The sequence below is a fragment of the Pseudaquabacterium terrae genome (assembly GCF_013266755.1).
Lineage (GTDB): Bacteria > Pseudomonadota > Gammaproteobacteria > Burkholderiales > Burkholderiaceae_C > Pseudaquabacterium > Pseudaquabacterium terrae.
Genome location: NZ_JABRWJ010000001.1, coordinates 891,036 through 907,402 on the forward strand (window position 1 = coordinate 891,036; position 16,367 = coordinate 907,402).

Annotated in this window: 13 protein-coding genes; 6 read left to right on the forward strand and 7 right to left on the reverse strand. The window is 73.1% G+C overall.

What is annotated here, in order from left to right; translation table 11 throughout:
• Window position 1: 1 nt before the first annotated feature.
• The 4 genes from HLB44_RS04130 to HLB44_RS04145 form a co-directional block, all read right to left on the reverse strand.
• Entirely contained in the window at window positions 2-1,165 is a 1,164-nt protein-coding gene (locus tag HLB44_RS04130) for a CHRD domain-containing protein (protein ID WP_173120839.1), read from the reverse strand.
• 163 nt (window positions 1,166-1,328) lie between these two features.
• Window positions 1,329-2,780 carry a DUF3999 family protein gene (locus HLB44_RS04135; RefSeq protein ID WP_173120841.1) on the reverse strand — a complete coding sequence of 484 codons (1,452 nt, stop codon included), beginning with the start codon at window positions 2,778-2,780 and terminating at the stop codon, window positions 1,329-1,331.
• Window positions 2,770-5,511, reverse strand: coding sequence for a DUF2339 domain-containing protein (locus HLB44_RS04140; RefSeq protein ID WP_173120843.1), 2,742 nt, complete (start codon window positions 5,509-5,511; stop codon window positions 2,770-2,772). Before HLB44_RS04140 ends, HLB44_RS04135 begins: the two co-directional genes overlap by 11 nt.
• A gap of 151 nt (window positions 5,512-5,662) precedes the next feature.
• The gene (locus HLB44_RS04145) at window positions 5,663-6,259 is read right to left on the reverse strand and encodes a TetR/AcrR family transcriptional regulator (protein WP_173120845.1); all 597 of its coding nucleotides are present in this window, start codon (window positions 6,257-6,259) and stop codon (window positions 5,663-5,665) included.
• A gap of 87 nt (window positions 6,260-6,346) precedes the next feature.
• Between HLB44_RS04145 and HLB44_RS04150 the strand changes: the two genes are divergently transcribed.
• The 4 genes from HLB44_RS04150 (at window position 6,347) to HLB44_RS04165 (ending at window position 12,080) form a co-directional block, all read left to right on the forward strand.
• A complete protein-coding gene (locus HLB44_RS04150; RefSeq protein WP_173120847.1) occupies window positions 6,347-6,766 on the forward strand; it encodes a DUF3995 domain-containing protein in 420 nt (139 codons plus the stop codon).
• 37 nt (window positions 6,767-6,803) lie between these two features.
• Complete coding sequence (locus HLB44_RS04155) at window positions 6,804-7,484, forward strand: molybdopterin-dependent oxidoreductase (RefSeq protein ID WP_173120849.1); 681 nt, start codon at window positions 6,804-6,806, stop codon at window positions 7,482-7,484.
• Window positions 7,485-7,532: 48 nt separating this feature from the next.
• Window positions 7,533-8,945 (forward strand): M20 family metallopeptidase, encoded by a 1,413-nt coding sequence (locus HLB44_RS04160; protein WP_173120851.1) that lies wholly within the window; start codon window positions 7,533-7,535, stop codon window positions 8,943-8,945.
• Between the two features lie 141 nt (window positions 8,946-9,086).
• A complete protein-coding gene (locus tag HLB44_RS04165; protein ID WP_173120853.1) occupies window positions 9,087-12,080 on the forward strand; it encodes an L-glutamate gamma-semialdehyde dehydrogenase in 2,994 nt (997 codons plus the stop codon).
• Window positions 12,081-12,112: 32 nt separating this feature from the next.
• Here HLB44_RS04165 and HLB44_RS04170 read toward each other — a convergent pair whose 3' ends face one another.
• Both HLB44_RS04170 and HLB44_RS04175 read right to left on the reverse strand, forming a co-directional pair.
• Entirely contained in the window at window positions 12,113-12,544 is a 432-nt protein-coding gene (locus tag HLB44_RS04170; protein WP_173120855.1) for a hypothetical protein, read from the reverse strand.
• Between the two features lie 51 nt (window positions 12,545-12,595).
• Window positions 12,596-13,519 (reverse strand): DMT family transporter, encoded by a 924-nt coding sequence (locus HLB44_RS04175; protein WP_173120857.1) that lies wholly within the window; start codon window positions 13,517-13,519, stop codon window positions 12,596-12,598.
• 97 nt (window positions 13,520-13,616) lie between these two features.
• On the opposite strand from HLB44_RS04175, the gene pdxR reads away from it, so the two are divergent.
• Window positions 13,617-15,026, forward strand: coding sequence for a MocR-like pyridoxine biosynthesis transcription factor PdxR (gene pdxR, locus HLB44_RS04180; RefSeq protein ID WP_246312081.1), 1,410 nt, complete (start codon window positions 13,617-13,619; stop codon window positions 15,024-15,026).
• Between the two features lie 8 nt (window positions 15,027-15,034).
• Here pdxR and HLB44_RS04185 read toward each other — a convergent pair whose 3' ends face one another.
• Window positions 15,035-15,595 (reverse strand): DUF3455 domain-containing protein, encoded by a 561-nt coding sequence (locus HLB44_RS04185; RefSeq protein ID WP_173120861.1) that lies wholly within the window; start codon window positions 15,593-15,595, stop codon window positions 15,035-15,037.
• A gap of 201 nt (window positions 15,596-15,796) precedes the next feature.
• Between HLB44_RS04185 and HLB44_RS04190 the strand changes: the two genes are divergently transcribed.
• Entirely contained in the window at window positions 15,797-16,357 is a 561-nt protein-coding gene (locus HLB44_RS04190; protein ID WP_246312029.1) for a Uma2 family endonuclease, read from the forward strand.
• Window positions 16,358-16,367: the final 10 nt, after the last annotated feature.

Here is a 16,367-nt window from a genome sequence, read left to right on the forward strand (position 1 = left end):
CTCAGGGCTGCAGCTGGCCGCGCACCTCGCCGCCGGCGAAGGCCGCCGAGTGTGCATTGAAGTACAGGCCGCCGGACAGCAGCGCCTGCGCCTGCGGCGCCGTCAGCACGGTGTTCGCCGGCACCGCCCAGACGCCGCTGCCGGCAGCGGTCTCGGCCAGGCCGACGATCACCGGGCCGTTGGCGCCGGCCGCTGCCATGTGGATGTGCGCGATGGTCGCCGTCATGCCGCTCAAAGTGAGCGTGCCTTCGATGCGCCGCGTCGCCGGGTCGTAGCTGACGATGCCGCGGCCGCTTGCCGCCGAGACATTCGAGGGCACTTCCTGCGCGCCGGACGCGGCGGCGATCGCCACCGTGCGGCCGATCTGGCCGCGCACCTCGCCGCCGGGGTTGGCCGCGCTGTGCACATTGAAGTACAGCCCGCCGGCGCGCAGCGCATCGACCTGCGCCGGCGTCAGCACGGTGTTGGCCGGCACCTCGAAGTGGCCGTGGCCGCCGTGATCGACGAGCGCGATCGCCACCGCGCCGTTGCTGCCGACCGCGCCGGCATGGATGTGCGCGGCGGTGGCCGCGAGGCCATGCACTTCGAGCTCGCCGCTCAGCGCCCGTGTCACCGGGTTCAGCACCAGCCGGCCGCTGCCGTGCGCCGTGGTCGCCACCGGCGCGGTTTCCTGCGCGCCGCTCAGCCGCGCGCTGTAGACCTCGCGCCCGATCTGGCCGCGGATCTCGCCGCCCGGATGCGCGGCGCTGTGCACGTTCAGGTACAGGTCGCCGGCGTCGAGGCTTTGCAGCTGCGCCGTCGACAGCACCGTCGCCGCCAGGCTGGCGCCGCTGGCCGACAGCGCGAGCGGCAGCACCACCGCCCCGGCCTTGCCGGCCGCGCCGACGTGGATGTGCGCCAGTGTCGGCGTCGCACCGTCGACGCTGACCGTGGCGCTCAACGTGCGCGTCGCCCGGTCGAGCGACAGGCTGGCGCTGCCCTTGGCCCCCGAAGCCACCGTGGCGGGTGCTTCCTGGTCGGCGGTGAGGGTCGCGTTGAGCGTCTCGGCAGGCACGGCCGGGGTGGCCGGCTCGTCGTAGCCGCCGCCACCGCCGCAGGCGCCGAGCAGCAGCGCAACGGCACCCGCGATCGCGGGTGCCCGCAGGAAAGTCAGTTCGAAATGCATCGGTCGGCTCCGTAGGTTGTGTGGGTCGCGCTCGTTCGTTTCGAGCAGCGGACCGACCTACGCAGCCCCGGGCGGGCCCGGACGCGACGCCGTCGCTATGGCAGCGATAGCCAAACGCGATGAATCCGGACAGCGGGCGCGAGCGTACGCGCGCGCAGCGCGCTCAGCGCTTCGCCAGCCGCCAGACCATGAAACCCAGCGCCGCGACACCGGCCAGCAGCACAGCCCACAACAAGCGTGGCCGCCAGCGTTCGCGCACCTGCTGCGCCTCGGCGCGCTGCACGGCTTCCGGCACCTCGATGAAGGTGCCCACTTCCGCGCGGCCGAAGCGGGCGCGCTCCTGCTCGAGCTGCGGCACCAGCGTGCCGATCGGCAGTGCCTCGGGTGTCGGCGATGGCGGCGGCCGCTTGCCGGTCGCCGCCGGGGGGGTCTCGACGGTGCCGGCCAGCAAGCGATACGGCGGCGTGCCCTGCGACGGGAACACCAGCGATGCCAGCTGCACCTGCACCAGCACCGTGGTGCGCGCGGCGTCGAGCGCCGGCGCGCGCTCGTCGGGCACCAGGCGCAGGTAACGCGCCTGCGTGTGCAGCTTCAGCGGCGGCGATACGCTGCTCGCGCCATCGGTGCTGCCCGGGCGCTCGATGCGGTAGACGACGCCGCCCGCCAGCGCTTGCCACGGCTCGTCGGCGCGCTGGCGCTGCTGCACGCGCAGCGGAATCACCTGCGTGCCGGGCGGCAGCGCCAGGTCGACCTGCTGCACCGGCAGCACGCCGCCCAGGTCGACGTGCAGCGCACGCCGGCTCGCCGGGTCGGAGGCCCGCGCCGGCGGCTCCGGGCTCGGCGCCAGGCGCAGCAGCGTCGGCGGGTCGAGCGCCACGCTGCTGCGTTGCTCGATCAGCGCGTCGGCGCCGGTGATCGCCGGCGCGACCGGTGGATCGGCCCAGCGCAGCCGGACATAGCGTGCCGCTTCAGCGGGCAACGGCACCAGCGGCTGCGTCAGCGAGGCGCCGGGCGACGACGCGGCGGGCGACGCCGTCAGCGCCATCAGCTGGCCGCCGCCAGCCGGGCGCCATTGCCGCAGGTCGTCGCTGGCATCGAGCGCGTACGCGACGTTGAACTCGGCCGGGCCCGACCAGCGCAGGCGCAGGTTGCGTGGCAGCGCGGCGTCCGGCGTGCGCTCGCCGAGGTCGAACAACCAGCCCGCCGGCGCGCCGCCGGTCGGCCGCGGCAGCTCGCCGCCGCGCGAGCGCACCTGCAGCCGGCCGTCCTCGATGCGCAGGTCCAGCGTCGGCGGCAGCGCTTCGCCGGCTGCGACCTTGGGCAACAGGTACAGCGCCACCGGGCGCTGCTCCTCGGTGGCGGTCGACTGCTCGGCGCGCGGCGCCAGCAGCGCAAACGGCACGCGTGCGCCCTCGGCATCGATCACCCGCAGATCGACCAGGCTGCCGCCGCGGCTGTGCGCGTACACCGCCGGCGGCAGCGGCAGCTGCACGAACGCGCCGGGCCGGCTGACCGTGACCGGCGCGCTGTAGCGCAGCCCGGGCTCCTCGGCCCGCGCGGCCACCGCCAACGCACCGATCAGCATCCACGCCCCGAGTCGCCCGTCAAGCCGCATGAGTTCCCTCCGTTGCCGGCGCCGGATCCTTGCGTCCGGACGGCAGGGGCGCAACATAACCGATCACCAGCATCAGCAGGCCGACGCCGATGAACGACACGATGCGCGTCACCGTGCCGCTGCCCGACAGATCGACCAGCATCAGCTTCAATACCACCGCACCCAGCAGCACCGCACCGGCCAGCCACGGCGCGCGCTGCGCCCGCCGTGCGCTCCACCACATCAGCGCCAGCGCGAGGCTGCTCCACAGCAGCGTCAGGCCCGTCTGCACCGGCAGCGATTCGCTCCACGCGTCGAAGCGGTACGGCACGCCGATGCCGTGGTGGAAGGCGCGCACCAGCATCGCATTGAGCCACAGGAAGCCGACCGCACCGAGCAGCGCCGGCATCGCCGCCGGCTGCGTGCGCCGCAGCGCCTCGGCGCCCTCGCTGCGCGCCCACAGCGCCACGGCGGCCAGCGCGAGCGCGATGCCGATGTCGAGCGGATTGAGCAGCGGCACGTGCGGCAGCGGCCGCGCCGAGCCGGTCGAGCCGATGTTGGCGAGCACCACCCACAGCAGCAACCCGAGGCTCAGCACGCCGGCCGCGACGCTGCGGTAGGCGGCCGGCTCCTCGCGCAGCGGCCACCAGTGCCCCGGCCGCGGCAGCAGCAGCAACAGCAGTGCCGGGCCGACCAACCAGCCCAGCCACGGCCAGGCGCTGCCGCCGTCGCCCCAGTCGGAGGTCAGCGCGCGGCCGAGCAGCGCGGCCAGCGCCGCGACCAGCAGCGCGCCGAGCGCATGCGCGAGCTTGCGCCCGCCGGCCGGCCACAGCGGCGCGGCCAGCTTCAGCGACAGCGCATGCACCAGCAGCGCCGCCGGCCAGCCGAGCCAGCCGCCATCGTTCAGCGGGTTGTCCTGCGTCACGGCGCTGACGGCCGCGGCCAGCAGCAGCAGCGGCGTGAAGCCGAGCACCGGCCCTGCGATGCCGGGCCAGCGCCAGCGCGCGCCGATCGCCGTGTACACCGCGCCGATGCCGGCCAGCGTCAGCAGCCAGGCGGCGAGCGACCAGCGCCAGGGCACGAATCCTTCGATCTCCAGCAGCGCTGCCGACAGCAGCCACAGCGTCGCCCAGCCGATCAGCAGCGGCTCGGCAAAGCGCTCGCGCACTGCCGCATGCTCGGTGTGCTTGCGCACGAAGTACGCGGCCACGAGTGAGCCGGTGGCGGCCATCAGCGCATTGAACAGCACTGCATTCCACGGGCTCGCCGGCGTGCCGTGGTGCTCGTGGCCGATCAGCATCGACACGCCTGCCAGCAGCAGCAGCGCATAACCGAAGGCACGCGGCAGGCCGCGGCGCTGGCGCAGGCCGAGCCAGACCAGGCCGGCGCCTTCGAGCGACCAGGCGCCGGCGGTGCTGCGCGCATCGAGCGCGAACGGGATCACCAGCGTCAGGAAGACGGTACCGATCGCCAGGCTCGCCTCGAAGGTCAACCCGAGCCCGGGCCGCTTGCGCATCCACGCGGCCAGCGCGACGTAGAACCCCGCCAGCACCAGCGCCGACAGTGCGACGCCATAGGGGCTGTCCTGCACCAGCCCGTACTGCAGCGCAAAGGCCACCGTCGGCAGGCCGAACAGCAGGCTGCCGTTGATCCAGCGCGCGGGCTTGTCCGTGCTCTCGACCGCGCGCCGCGCCGGCAGCAGCAGCACCAGCACGAAGAGCAGGAAGTAGGCGATCAGGAAGGCCTGGCTGCTGGCGTAGTCCTCGGGCGTGTAGCGCATCAGGCCCCAGGCGCTGCCGACGGCGAAGGTGAAGACGAAGCCGATCAGGTTCAGCACGCGCCAGGTGCGGAACCACGCGACCGCGGCGATGCCGAGGTCGAGCACCAGGTAGTAGCTGAAGAGCGCCACCTGGTTGCCGCCGCCGGTCGACACCAGCAGCGGGGTCGCGAAGCCGCCCAGCGCGCCGATCACCGCCAGCGCGCGCGCATCCTGCAGCACCGCCAGCGCCGCGGCGAGCGCCGCGATCACCACCATCAGCGCGAACACCGGCCCGACCGCCAGCACGCCGTAGAACTTGAAGGCGACGAACAGCGTCAGGTAAAGCACCGCGATCGCGCCGCCCTGCAGCGCCTGCGCGTAACCCGGACGGCTCGTGCGCAGCCGCCAGCCGACCACCAGCAGCGCGATCGCCGCGGCGCCGATGCCGGCCAGGCGGAACTCGATCGGCAGCTCGACGTGCTCGCTCGCGTACTTGGCGAGGAAGGCGAGACCGAGGAAGAGGATCGCGACGCCGGCCTTGACGATGGTGTTGCCGCCGAAGAACCAGGCACGCAGCGGGGCGAAGAGATCGGGGCGCGGCGGCTGGGGCGGCGGTGGCGGCTCGCTGGCCACGGCTGCCGTGGTCACGACGGGCATCGGCTCGGCCGACAGCGCCGGGGCGGCTTCCACCGCCAGCGTCGGCGCGGCCGCCTCCGACAGCGCCGCCGGGGTCTCGAACGCCGGCAGTGCGCTCTCGTGCGGTGCCGGCTCGGCCGGGGTCGGCGCGTCGTCAGGCCCGAAGTTCGAAGGCGTCGCGGGTGCGGCGGCCGCCGCGGGCGCCGCGATCGACCGCTGCAAGGCGTCGAGCTGCCGCTGCTGCCGCCACGAGCGCAGGCCGAGCCAGCCGATCAGCGCGCCGAGCACGGCGCCGCCATCGTTGCCCATCGCGCCGCCGAGCAGCGCGCCCACGACGATCGCCACGATCACCAGCATGTCGTCGCCCTTTCCTTCGCTTCGCGCCACAGGCGGCGCTCGATGCGCGGGCACTCTAGCAGCGCCCCCCGCAGGCGAACGGTTTCATGCGTTTCGGTAGCGTCGCGTTCGCTGCGCGGGCGCGTTCAGCGCGCCCAACCCGCGGTGCAGGTCACGCCGGCGGCGGCGTCAGCAGCATCGTCAGGTAGACATCGACCAGCGCCGGCGCATTCAGCCCGGCACCACCGCCCTGGCCGCGCGTGGCCTGCAGCACGACCATGCCGACGTAGCTGGCGTAGCCGAGCTTGGCGCGGTCGGCCGCCACCGGTGGCGCGAGGCCGGCCTGCGCGAGCACCTGTGCGAGGTAGCGCACGCGCGCCGCCGTCACCCGCTCGACCGCCGGCGCCACCAGCGGATCGGCGGCGGCGCACCACAGCGCGTACTGCAGCCGCACCGCGCGCGTCGGCGTCGGCCCCTCGTCGGTCACCGTGCGCGTCACCAGGCGGATCAGCTGCACCGCGTGCTGCGCGCTGTCGGGCATCGCGTCGACGAGACGGATCACCGCCTCGGTGCCCTCGGCCTCCCAGCGCTCGAGCACCGCCGTCAGCAGCGCGTCACGGCTGGCGAAGTGCCAGTAGAACGCGCCCTTGGTGACGCCGAGCGCACGCGCCAGCGGCTCGACCGCCAGCGCACCGACGCCGTGCTCGGCGATCCAGTCGGCGGCGGCGTCGATCCAGTCGTCGCGGCTGAGCGTCGGCTTGCGTCCCATGAGGCCGGCGATTCTAGGGGCCGGGGACTTGACGGGGCGCAGTGCAGGCCAATAACATTCGCATGCGTATATTTCGACGGACGCCTCATGACTGCAGCGCTGTGTGCCGCCATCCTCGCCTTTGCGGCGGGCTTTCACTTCTACTGGAGCTTCGGCGGCCGCATCGGCTTCGATGCCGCACTGCCGCAGCACGAGAACGGCGCGCGGGTGTTCACGCCCGGGCCCGTCGGAGCCCACCTCGTCGGCGCGCTGCTGATGGTGATCGTGCTGCTGATCGCCGCGCAGGCGGGTTGGCTCACGCGCTGGCCGCTGCCGCCGGCACTGACCCGCGCCGCCATCGCGCTGCTGGCGCTCGTGTTCCTCGTGCGCGCGTTCGCGCCCTCCCGCTACGCCGGCTGGTTCAAACGCGTGCGCTCGACACGCTTCGCCCGCTTCGACACCTGGTTCTACTGCCCGCTGTGCCTGGTGCTCGGCCTCGGCCTCGCGCAGCTCGCGTGGAACGCCTGAGCACGATCATCGGCCGCGCCCTTCATGAGTTAGCGATATGCACACCACCCTGCCCCCCGGCCAGCGCGCGCTGGATCACTTTCCGCGCTTCGGCGCAACCGGGATGGCCCGGCGTTTCCCGCGCGAGGCGCGGCGCATCGAGATCGTGGTCGACGGCGCGCTGCGCGAGCCGCTGGCGCTCGACGATGCCGCCTGGTCGCGCCTGCCGCGCCAGCAGCAGCGCAGCGACTTCCATTGCGTGACGACCTGGAGCCGGCAGGGCCTGCACTGGTCCGGCGTGCGCTTTCGCGACCTGCATGCGCTGCTCGCGGCACGCGGCCTCGACGCTTCAGCCACGCTCGTCGTGCTGCGCGCGCAGGACGGCTACCACGCCGCGCTGCCGCTCGAGGACCTGTTGGCCGACGACGTGCTGCTGGCCGACCGGCTCGACGGCGCGCCGTTGCCCGTCGAACACGGCGCGCCGCTGCGCCTGGTGGCGCCGGCGCACTACGGCTACAAGAGCGTCAAGCACGTCAAGCGCATCGAGTTCCGGCGCGACGACGGTTCGTACCGCCCCTTCGGCCCGCGCTTCATGTCGCATGCACGCGCCCGCGTCGCGCTCGAGGAACGCGGCACCGGCTGGCCCGGCTGGCTGCTGCGCTGGGTCTACCGGCCGCTGATCCGGCCGACCGTCGCGCACTTCTCGCAGGCGATGGCCGAGTACACGGGACCGCGCTAGAAGACACGCTGGCATCATCGGTCTCCCTCCTCCGCCCGGAGTCGTCCGATGAATCCGAATCCCGCCGCCGCGCGCGCCGCCGAGGCCTTCGACAGCGGCCGCTTCGCCGCCGACCTGGCACGCCGCGTCGCCTTTCGCACCGAGAGCCAGAACCCGCAGCGCGCCGACGAGCTGCGCCGCTACCTGAGCGACGAGATCGCGCCCACGCTCGGCACGCTCGGCTTCGAATCGCAGCTGCATCACAACCCGGTCGCCGGCGCGCCGCCTCTCCTCATCGCCGAACGCTTCGAGGACGCCGCGCTGCCGACGGTGCTGGTCTACGGCCACGGCGACGTCGTGCGCGGCCACGAGGGCCAGTGGGCCGAGGGCCGCGACCCGTGGGCACTGACGCCGGACACGCAGGCCACGCCGGAGCGCTGGTACGGCCGCGGCGGCGCCGACAACAAGGGCCAGCACAGCATCAACCTCGCCGCGCTGGCCGCGGTGATCGGCGCGCGCGGCGGGCGCCTCGGCTTCAACGCCAAGTTCCTGGTCGAGATGGGCGAGGAGACCGGCTCGCCCGGGCTCGATGCCTTCTGCCGCGAACAGCGCACGCGGCTGGCCGCCGATGCGCTGATCGCCAGCGACGGCCCGCGCCTGACCGCCGCGCGGCCCACCGTCTTCCTCGGCACCCGCGGCGTCGGCAACTTCGACCTGACGCTCAAGCTGCGCAGCGGCGGCCACCACTCGGGCAACTGGGGCGGGCTGCTGCGCAACCCGGGCACGGTGCTGGCCGCGGCGATCACGAGCCTCGTCGACGGCCAGGGTCGCATCCGCGTGCCCGGCCTGCGGCCGCCGGCGATCCCGGCCGCGGTGCGCGCGGCGTTGGCCGACATCGAGGTCGGCGGCAGCCCGGGCGATCCGGCGATCGATCCGCTGTGGGGCGAGCCGGGGCTGACGCCGGCCGAGCGCGTCTTCGGCTGGAACACGCTGGAAGTGCTGGCGTTGGGCTGCGGCAATCCGGCCGCGCCGGTCAACGCGATCCCGCCCGAGGCGCGCGCGACGCTGCAGCTGCGTTTCGTCGTCGGCACCGACGCCCCGCGGATGCGTGAGCACGTGCTCGCGCACCTGGCGGCACAGGGCTTCGGCGACATCGAGGTCAGCGAGCCGGTGCTGATGGCCGCGACGCGGCTCGACCCCGACAGCGCCTGGGTGCGCCTGGCGCTCGACGCGATCGAGCGCGCCACCGGCGCGAAGCCGGCGCTGCTGCCGAACCTGGGCGGCTCGCTGCCGAACGACGTCTTCGCCGACATCCTCGGCCTGCCGACCGTCTGGGTGCCGCATTCCTACCCGGCGTGCTCGCAGCACGCGCCGAACGAGCACCTGCTCGCGCCGCTGGTGCGCGAGGGCCTGCAGATGATGGCGACGATCTTCTGGGAAGTCGGCGAGCAGGCGCAATCCCTGCCGCGGCGCAGCCGCTAGTCGCAGACTCGGCCGGGCCCGCGTGGCGCCGGGGGCCGCTGGATTTTCTTCGGCGGCCTCGGCAGCGATCCGCATTCAATCCATCGCCCACGCGGATACGCTTCGCACATTCCACGCCGGAATGCTTTGCAGCCCTTCATCATGCCGATCGCCGCCTCCCGCCTGCCCGCCCCCTGCCGCCCCGAGCTCGAGGTGATCAACCGCCTGCTGCAAGGCCTCGAAGGCCGCCTGCAATGGCCCGCGGTGATCGAGAGGGCGCGGCCCTGGGTCGATGCGGTGCGCTCGAAGCCGGCGCCGTTCTGGGCCATGGAATCGCTGCTGCGCGAATACCCGATCTCCAGCGCCGAGGGCCTGGCGCTGATGCGGCTGGCCGAAGCGCTGCTGCGCGTGCCGGACGCCGAGACGGCCATCGCGCTGACCGCCGACCAGCTCGGCCGCGCCGATTTCTCCGGCGGTGCCGCTGAGGGGTCGCAACACAAGATGCTGGCCTCGCTGTCGGCCAGTGCGATCGGACTGGCCAAGAAGATGCTGCCCGAGAGCGACAGCAAGCCCGGCGTCCTCGAACGCCTCGGCTCGCAGACCGTGGTGGCCGCGACGGTGCGTGCGATCCAGCTGCTCGGCCGCCAGTTCGTGCTCGGCCGCAACATCGACGAGGCCTTGAGCGAAGCGCGCTCGCAGCGCAAGGAACAGCCGCGGCTGCGCTTCTCGTTCGACATGCTCGGCGAAGGCGCGCGCACCGAGCACGATGCGCAGCGCTACCTCGCCAGCTACCGCAATGCGATCAATGTGATCGCCGCGTCGTCGGCGAAGGCCGGCGGCGACGGCCCGCCCGAGCGCGACGGCATCTCGATCAAGCTCTCCGCGCTGCATCCGCGTTATGAGGACGCGCAGCTCGAGCGCGTGATCAGCGAGCTGGTGCCGCGCGTGCAAGGCCTGATGGACCTGGCCGCGCAGGCCGACATCAACCTGACCATCGATGCCGAGGAGAGCGACCGGCTCGAGCTGTCGCTCGAGGTCTTCGACCGCCTGGCCGCGCACGTGCAGGCCTCCGCGCCGCGCTGGGCCGGCTTCGGCCTGGCGATCCAGGCCTACCAGACACGCTCGCTCGAGATGATCGACGCCATCGCCGCGATCGCCCGCGCGCGCGGCCTGAAGTTCATGGTCCGGCTCGTCAAGGGTGCGTACTGGGACGGCGAGATCAAGCGCGCGCAGGAGCTCGGCCTCGCCGGCTACCCGGTGTTCACGCACAAACACCACACCGACATCGCCTACCTCGCCTGCGCCGCGCGACTGATCGAGCACCACGCGCTGATCCTGCCGCAGTTCGCGACGCACAACGCCGGCACGATCGCGGCGATCGTCGGCATGGCGCGCGAGCGCGGCGCGAAGTACGAGATGCAGCGGCTGCACGGCATGGGCGAAGGCATCTACCGCGAATTGCTGGCCACCGAGAGCACGCTGCCGCTGCGCATCTACGCGCCGGTCGGTGAACACCGCGATCTGCTGGCCTATCTGGTGCGCCGGCTGCTGGAGAACGGCGCCAACTCGTCCTTCGTGCATCAGCTGGCCGATGCGCAGGTGCACGTCGAGGAGTTGCTGCATTCACCGCTGGCCGCGGCCGATGCGCCGGGCCAGCCGCTGCCGGCGCTGCTGTATGGCGAGGGCCGCGCGAATTCGAGCGGCGCCGACCTGGCCGTGCCCGAGCAGCGGCTGCCGCTGCAGCAGGCGGTGAGTGTGGCGCGCGTGCCGGTCATTCCGATGGCCACGACCGAGGACGTGCAGCGTGCGATGGTGACGTTGGGCACGGGATTCGAGGCGTGGAGCACCAAGCCCGTCGCCGAGCGCGCCGCGATCATCCGCCGCGCCGGCGACCTGCTCGATGCGCGGCTGGCCGACTGCTGCGGGCTGCTGGTCAGGGAGGCCGGCAAGACGCTGGGCGACTGCATCGCCGAGGTCCGCGAGGCCGTTGACTTCTGCCGCTATTACGCGCAGCAGGCCGAAGAGCGACTGGAGGCGATCCGCCTGCCCGGTCCGACCGGCGAGAGCAACGAGCTGCGCCTGCATGGCCGCGGCATCTTCGTCTGCATCTCGCCGTGGAATTTCCCGCTGGCGATCTTCGCCGGCCAGGTCGTCGCGGCGCTGGTGGCCGGCAATGCGGTGGCGGCGAAGCCGGCGGAACAGACGCCGGCCGTCGCCGCCGCCTTCATCGAGCTGCTGCACGAGGCCGGCCTGCCGCGTGATGCCGTTGCGCTGCTGCACGGCAGCGGCGAAACGGTGGGCGCGGCGCTGGTGGCCCATGCAGCGACCGCCGGCGTGTGCTTCACCGGCTCGACGCAGGTCGCCAAGATCATTCAGCGCACGCTCGCCGCGAGCGACGGCGCCATCGTGCCGCTGATCGCCGAGACGGGCGGCCTGAACGCTATGGTCGTCGATTCGAGCGCGCTGCCCGAGCAGGTGATCGATGCCGTCGTGCAGAGCGCCTTCCGCTCGGCCGGCCAGCGCTGCTCGGCGCTGCGCCTGCTGTGCGTGCACGAGAGCATCGCCGACGGCGTGATCGAGATGCTGCGCGGTGCGATGCAGGTGCTGAAGGTCGGCGATGCCGCCGACATCGCCACCGACGTCGGCCCGGTGATCGATGCCGAGGCGCATGCCGGCCTGAGCCGGCATGTGCAGCGCCTGGAGCGCGAAGCGACGCTGCTCGGCCGCAGCCCGATGGACGCGCGCTTCGCCGGCACGCACATCGCGCCGGTGGCCTTCGAGCTGAAGGCGATCGAGGAGCTGCGCGAGGAAGTCTTCGGCCCGGTGCTGCACGTCGTGCGCTGGGGCGGCGACGTGGCCGCGCTGGTCGCGCGCATCAACGCGCTGCGCTTCGGCCTGACGCTGGGCATCCAGACGCGCATCGACAGCCGCGCGCTGCGCATCGCGGCGACGGCTAAGATCGGCAACGTCTACGTCAACCGCAACATGATCGGCGCGGTCGTCGGCGTGCAGCCCTTCGGCGGCGAAGGCCTGTCAGGCACCGGCCCGAAGGCCGGCGGGCCGCACTACCTCTATCGCTTCTGCGGCGAGCAGACGCTGACGATCAACACCGCGGCCGCCGGCGGCAACGCGGCGCTGCTGGCCGGGCTGCACTGAGCGCGCGCTGCCGGAAAACTTGGGCCATGCGGTCAGCCCGGCACCAAGCCGGCGCGCTGCTCGCAGCGCTGCGCGACGCACACGTGCCGCGGCGGCGCTTCGAAGTGCGCCGTGCAGGCGATCGGCGTCAGCGGCGTCTTCTCCATCGCCGCGCGCGCCGTCGAGCGCTGCTCGGCCGCGGTGGCCTCGGCCGCCGCGCTGCCGGGCGACAGCTTCGAATAGGTGTGCTGGTCGTGCTGCGTGCAGGTGGGCTCGGGCATGCCGAAGACCAGGCCGGTGCACTGGCTGTCGTCGGCGCAAGGCCCCGCGTTGACCTGCGACACGGCGCGCGTGCGCAGCGCCTTCGCCTCGGCGACCAGTTCTTCCCGGGTGACTTCCGAGTCGCCGCCGCCGCAGCCGGCGGCCAGCACGGCGGCGATCAGCGTTGCCAGCGTCAGGCCACCACCATTCCAAGTGCTTTGCATGTTATCCCCTGATCTGAATCCGATCTGACAGCGATCGGGGCGCAGTCTGCCTCAGGCGCGTTGGGGTGCATGGTGACGTGCATCACATCCCGCCGCCGGTGCCGGCCGGGCCGCACGCAGCGCCAGCGCCGTACCCCCTAGGATCAATGCGCCGCCGAGCAGCCAGTCGGGCTGGATGCGCTCGCCGAGGAACAGCGCACCCCAGGCCAGTGCGAACAGCGGGATCAGCAGCGTGACGGTCGCCGCGCGCGCCTGGCCGGCGCGGTGGATCAGGCCGAAGAACAGCGGGTAGGCGAATGCGGTGCAGGCCAGCGCCAGCGCGGCGGCACTGGCCCAGGCGCCGGCGCTCGGCGCCTGGGCCGGCCAGGTCCACGCCGCCGGCAGCGCCAGCGTCACCGCCGCGGCGAGCTGCCCGCCGGTGGCCGCCGCCAGCGGCGGCACCGCCTGCAGCCGACGCTGCGCCAGGCAACCGGCGAAGGCATAGGCCAGCGGCGCGAGCAGGCAGGCGCCGATCGCCAACGCCAGCTGCGTGCCTTCGCTGCCGTCGCGCGCGCCGGCGTGCTGCCAGGCCAGCGCGATCACGCCGAGCAGACCGATCACGAGCCCCGCCAGCCGGCGCGTGCCGGGCCGCTCGTCGAGCCAGGCCCAGGCCAGCAATGCGCTCATCAGCGGCGTCGCGGCGGCGAAGATCGATGCCAGGCCGGCCTCGAGGCTTTGTGCCGCATAGCCGAAGCAGGCGTACGGCAGCGCCGAATTCGCCAGGCCGATCAATGCGATCGGCTTCCAGTGCCGGCGCAAGGCATCGAGCTGACCACTGGCCGCCAGCCAGGCCAGCATCGGCAGCGCGGCCAGCGCCGCGCGCAACGCCGCCAGCGGCAGCGCGCCGAATTCGCCGGCGCCCAGGCGCATGAAGAGGTACGAGGCGCCCCACATTGCGCCGAGCAGCAGCAGGCGGGCGGTGTCGGCAGGGGTCATGGCAGGCTCCGGGCGGGGTGATGGGAACCATCATCGCTGCCAGAATGGCCTGCCACGAGGTCCATATTTCTTGAAAACAACCGGTCCACTTCTGGAGCTGGCACTCGATCTGCCGGCACCCGGTTCGCGGCGGCGCCAGCAGGCGCTGCTGCAGCAGTTGCGCGCGGCCATCCTCTCCGGCCGGCTGCAGCCTGGCCTGCGTTTGCCGGCCAGCCGGGCGCTGGCGGCGCAGGCCGGCCTGGCGCGGCAGACGGTGGTCGTGGCCTACGACAGCCTGCTCGCCGAGGGCTACCTCGTCGCGCGGCCCGGGGCCGGCACCTTCGTCGCGGACGGCGCGGGCCAGGGCCCGGGCCCGCGCCGCGCCTTGCCGGCCGAACGCATGCCGGTGAAGCCGGCACCGCCGCGGCGCGCCGCCGGCGAGGCGACACCGCCGCCGCTGGACTTCCGCCTCGGCGTGCCCGACATCCGCGCCTTCCCGCATACGCCGTGGCGGCGGCTCGCCGCGCGCACGCTGCGCGAGCTCGAGCGCGCGCCGGTGGAGCGCGGCCCCGCTGCCGGCGAGCCGGCGCTGCGCGAGGCGATCGCGCAGCACGTGTCCTTCGCCCGCGCGGTCGCGGCGCGTGGCGAGCAGGTGATCGTCAGCGCCGGCGCGCAGCAGGCCTTCCACCTGCTCGCGCGCACGCTGGTCGCCGCCGGGCGGCGGGTGGTCGCCGTGGAGGACCCCGGCTACCCGCCGGTGCGCGAGGCCTTCGCCGCGGCCGGCGCGCGCGTGCTGGCGGTGCCGGTCGACGGCGACGGACTGGTCGTCGAACGGCTATCGGGCGACGTACGCGTCATCTGCGTGACGCCGTCGCACCAGTTCCCGTACGGCGTGCCGATGTCGGCCGCGCGGCGGCGGGCGCTGCTGGCCTTTGCGCGGCGCCACCGCGCGCTGGTCATCGAGGACGACTACGACGGCGAATTCCGCTTCGACGGCCGCGCGCTCGATGCACTGAAGACGCTGGACCGCGACGGCGACACGGTGTTCTACGTCGGCACCTTCTCGAAGAGCCTGGCGCCGGCCCTGCGCCTGGGCTACGTGATCGCGCCGCCGGCCTGGGTCGAGCCGCTGGCCGCGGCGCGCGAAGCGGCCGACAGCCACGGCCCGGTGCTCGAGCAGCGCATCCTCGCGGCCTTCATCGCCGAGGGCCATCTCGCGCGCCACGTGCGGCGCATGCAGCGAGAGTACGCGGCGCGCCGGCGCGCGCTGCTCACCGGGCTGGCGCCGCTGGCCGCGCAGCTGCGGCCGCTGCCGGCGCTGGCCGGGCTGCACCTGGCCGCGGCCGCGGCGCCGGGGCTGGACCTGGCGGCGCTCACCGGCCGCGCATTGGCCGAAGGCATCGGCCTGCACCCGCTCGGCGCGTATGCGCTGCGGCCGGACGCCGCACCGGCGCTCGGCTTCGGTTACGGCGCGATCGACGCCGCGGGCATCACCGAAGCTCTGCGCCGGCTCGCGCGGCTGCTCTGATGCGCAACTCAGGCGGCCTTCCAGAAGATGTAGTCGGCCTGGTAACGCACGATTTCGCGCTGGCCGACCGCATCGGCGCCGCAGGCGCGCGCCGGCGCCACGCCGCCCTGCGTCGCGACGCGCTGGATGTAGGCGACGTCCTTCATCGCGCCGGCGCCGGTCGCCGGATTGGCCTTGACCAGTTGCAGCGGGATGCTGCCGGGCAGCGCCGGCGCCACGGCCAGCTGCGCGCCGGTGATCGCCGAGCCGTCGCTCGAAGCCCAGGTCGCCGGCGGGCCGAAGTAGCTGCCGACCGCCTTGCCGCCACGGTCGTTCAACACCGCGCGCGGGCCGACGAAGACCCATTCGAAGGCGCCCGGCTGGCTGGCCTTGGCGCGGCACTCGTAGGTGATCTCGCCGACACCGACCGTCTCCATCGCCACGCGGTGTCCCGCCGGCACCTTGACCGGATCGGGCAGCGCGCCCTGGTCGAAGGTGCGCATCGGCGCGGGGGCCATCATCGTGCAGCCGGCGCAAATGGCGGTGGCGGTGGCGGCGGCGGTCGTGAGAAGGGCGAGTCGAGCGGACATGGCGGTGATCCTCGGAACAGCGGGCGACATGGAACGAGCTCGTCGGCCCGCTCCTCCTGACCTGCTGGTACTGCCGCTGCGGCCGATCGGATGCATCGCGGTCGATGCCCCTGCGGCGCGAACGGGATTGGCAGCCTAAACTCGGCTCAACCCGCCGCCGCTCTGGACACGACCATGGGACATGCTGCCGTCAAGCTGCCGATGACCGCCGAGGAATTCCTCGCTTGGGATGAATCGCAACCGATCCGTCACGAGTTCCTGCGCGGCGAGGTCTACGCGATGGCCGGCGGCGAGGATCGCCATGCGACCTTGGCGCTCAATTTCGCGATGGCGCTGCGCGGCCATCTGCAGGGCTCGCCGTGCCGCACGTACATCAATGACGTCAAGCTGCGCGTCGCGCCCGCGGACGCCTACTTCTACCCGGACGTGATGGTCACCTGTTCCGCGGTCGATGCCGCACATCGCCTGATCAAGTCCGAGCCCCTGTTGGTCATCGAAGTCCTTTCACCGGGCACTGCCGGCTACGATCGCGGCGACAAGTTCGCCGCCTATCGAATGCTCGCTTCACTGCGCGAGTACGTGCTCGCCGATCCGCGCTCGCGACGCTGCGATGTCCACCGGCGCGGCGATGATGGGCTCTGGATCCTGCATCCGTTCGACGCGGCCGAGGGTGTTCATCTCGCGAGTGTCGAGCTGTCGATCGATGCCGAAACCTTGTGGGCAGAAGTCGAGCCCGGAGCGGCGCCCGGCGCCATGATCTGACTGCAGCGCA

Bases quoted from the DNA above. Each gene is read 5' to 3' on its own strand.
- HLB44_RS04130 (WP_173120839.1), bottom strand. From the start codon at position 1,165: ATGCATTTCGAACTGACTTTCCTGCGGGCACCCGCGATCGCGGGTGCC.
- HLB44_RS04135 (WP_173120841.1), bottom strand. From the start codon at position 2,780: ATGCGGCTTGACGGGCGACTCGGGGCGTGGATGCTGATCGGTGCGTTG.
- HLB44_RS04140 (WP_173120843.1), bottom strand. From the start codon at position 5,511: ATGCTGGTGATCGTGGCGATCGTCGTGGGCGCGCTGCTCGGCGGCGCG.
- HLB44_RS04145 (WP_173120845.1), bottom strand. From the start codon at position 6,259: ATGGGACGCAAGCCGACGCTCAGCCGCGACGACTGGATCGACGCCGCC.
- HLB44_RS04150 (WP_173120847.1), top strand. From the start codon at position 6,347: ATGACTGCAGCGCTGTGTGCCGCCATCCTCGCCTTTGCGGCGGGCTTT.
- HLB44_RS04155 (WP_173120849.1), top strand. From the start codon at position 6,804: ATGCACACCACCCTGCCCCCCGGCCAGCGCGCGCTGGATCACTTTCCG.
- HLB44_RS04160 (WP_173120851.1), top strand. From the start codon at position 7,533: ATGAATCCGAATCCCGCCGCCGCGCGCGCCGCCGAGGCCTTCGACAGC.
- HLB44_RS04165 (WP_173120853.1), top strand. From the start codon at position 9,087: ATGCCGATCGCCGCCTCCCGCCTGCCCGCCCCCTGCCGCCCCGAGCTC.
- HLB44_RS04170 (WP_173120855.1), bottom strand. From the start codon at position 12,544: ATGCAAAGCACTTGGAATGGTGGTGGCCTGACGCTGGCAACGCTGATC.
- HLB44_RS04175 (WP_173120857.1), bottom strand. From the start codon at position 13,519: ATGACCCCTGCCGACACCGCCCGCCTGCTGCTGCTCGGCGCAATGTGG.
- HLB44_RS04185 (WP_173120861.1), bottom strand. From the start codon at position 15,595: ATGTCCGCTCGACTCGCCCTTCTCACGACCGCCGCCGCCACCGCCACC.
- HLB44_RS04190 (WP_246312029.1), top strand. From the start codon at position 15,797: ATGACCGCCGAGGAATTCCTCGCTTGGGATGAATCGCAACCGATCCGT.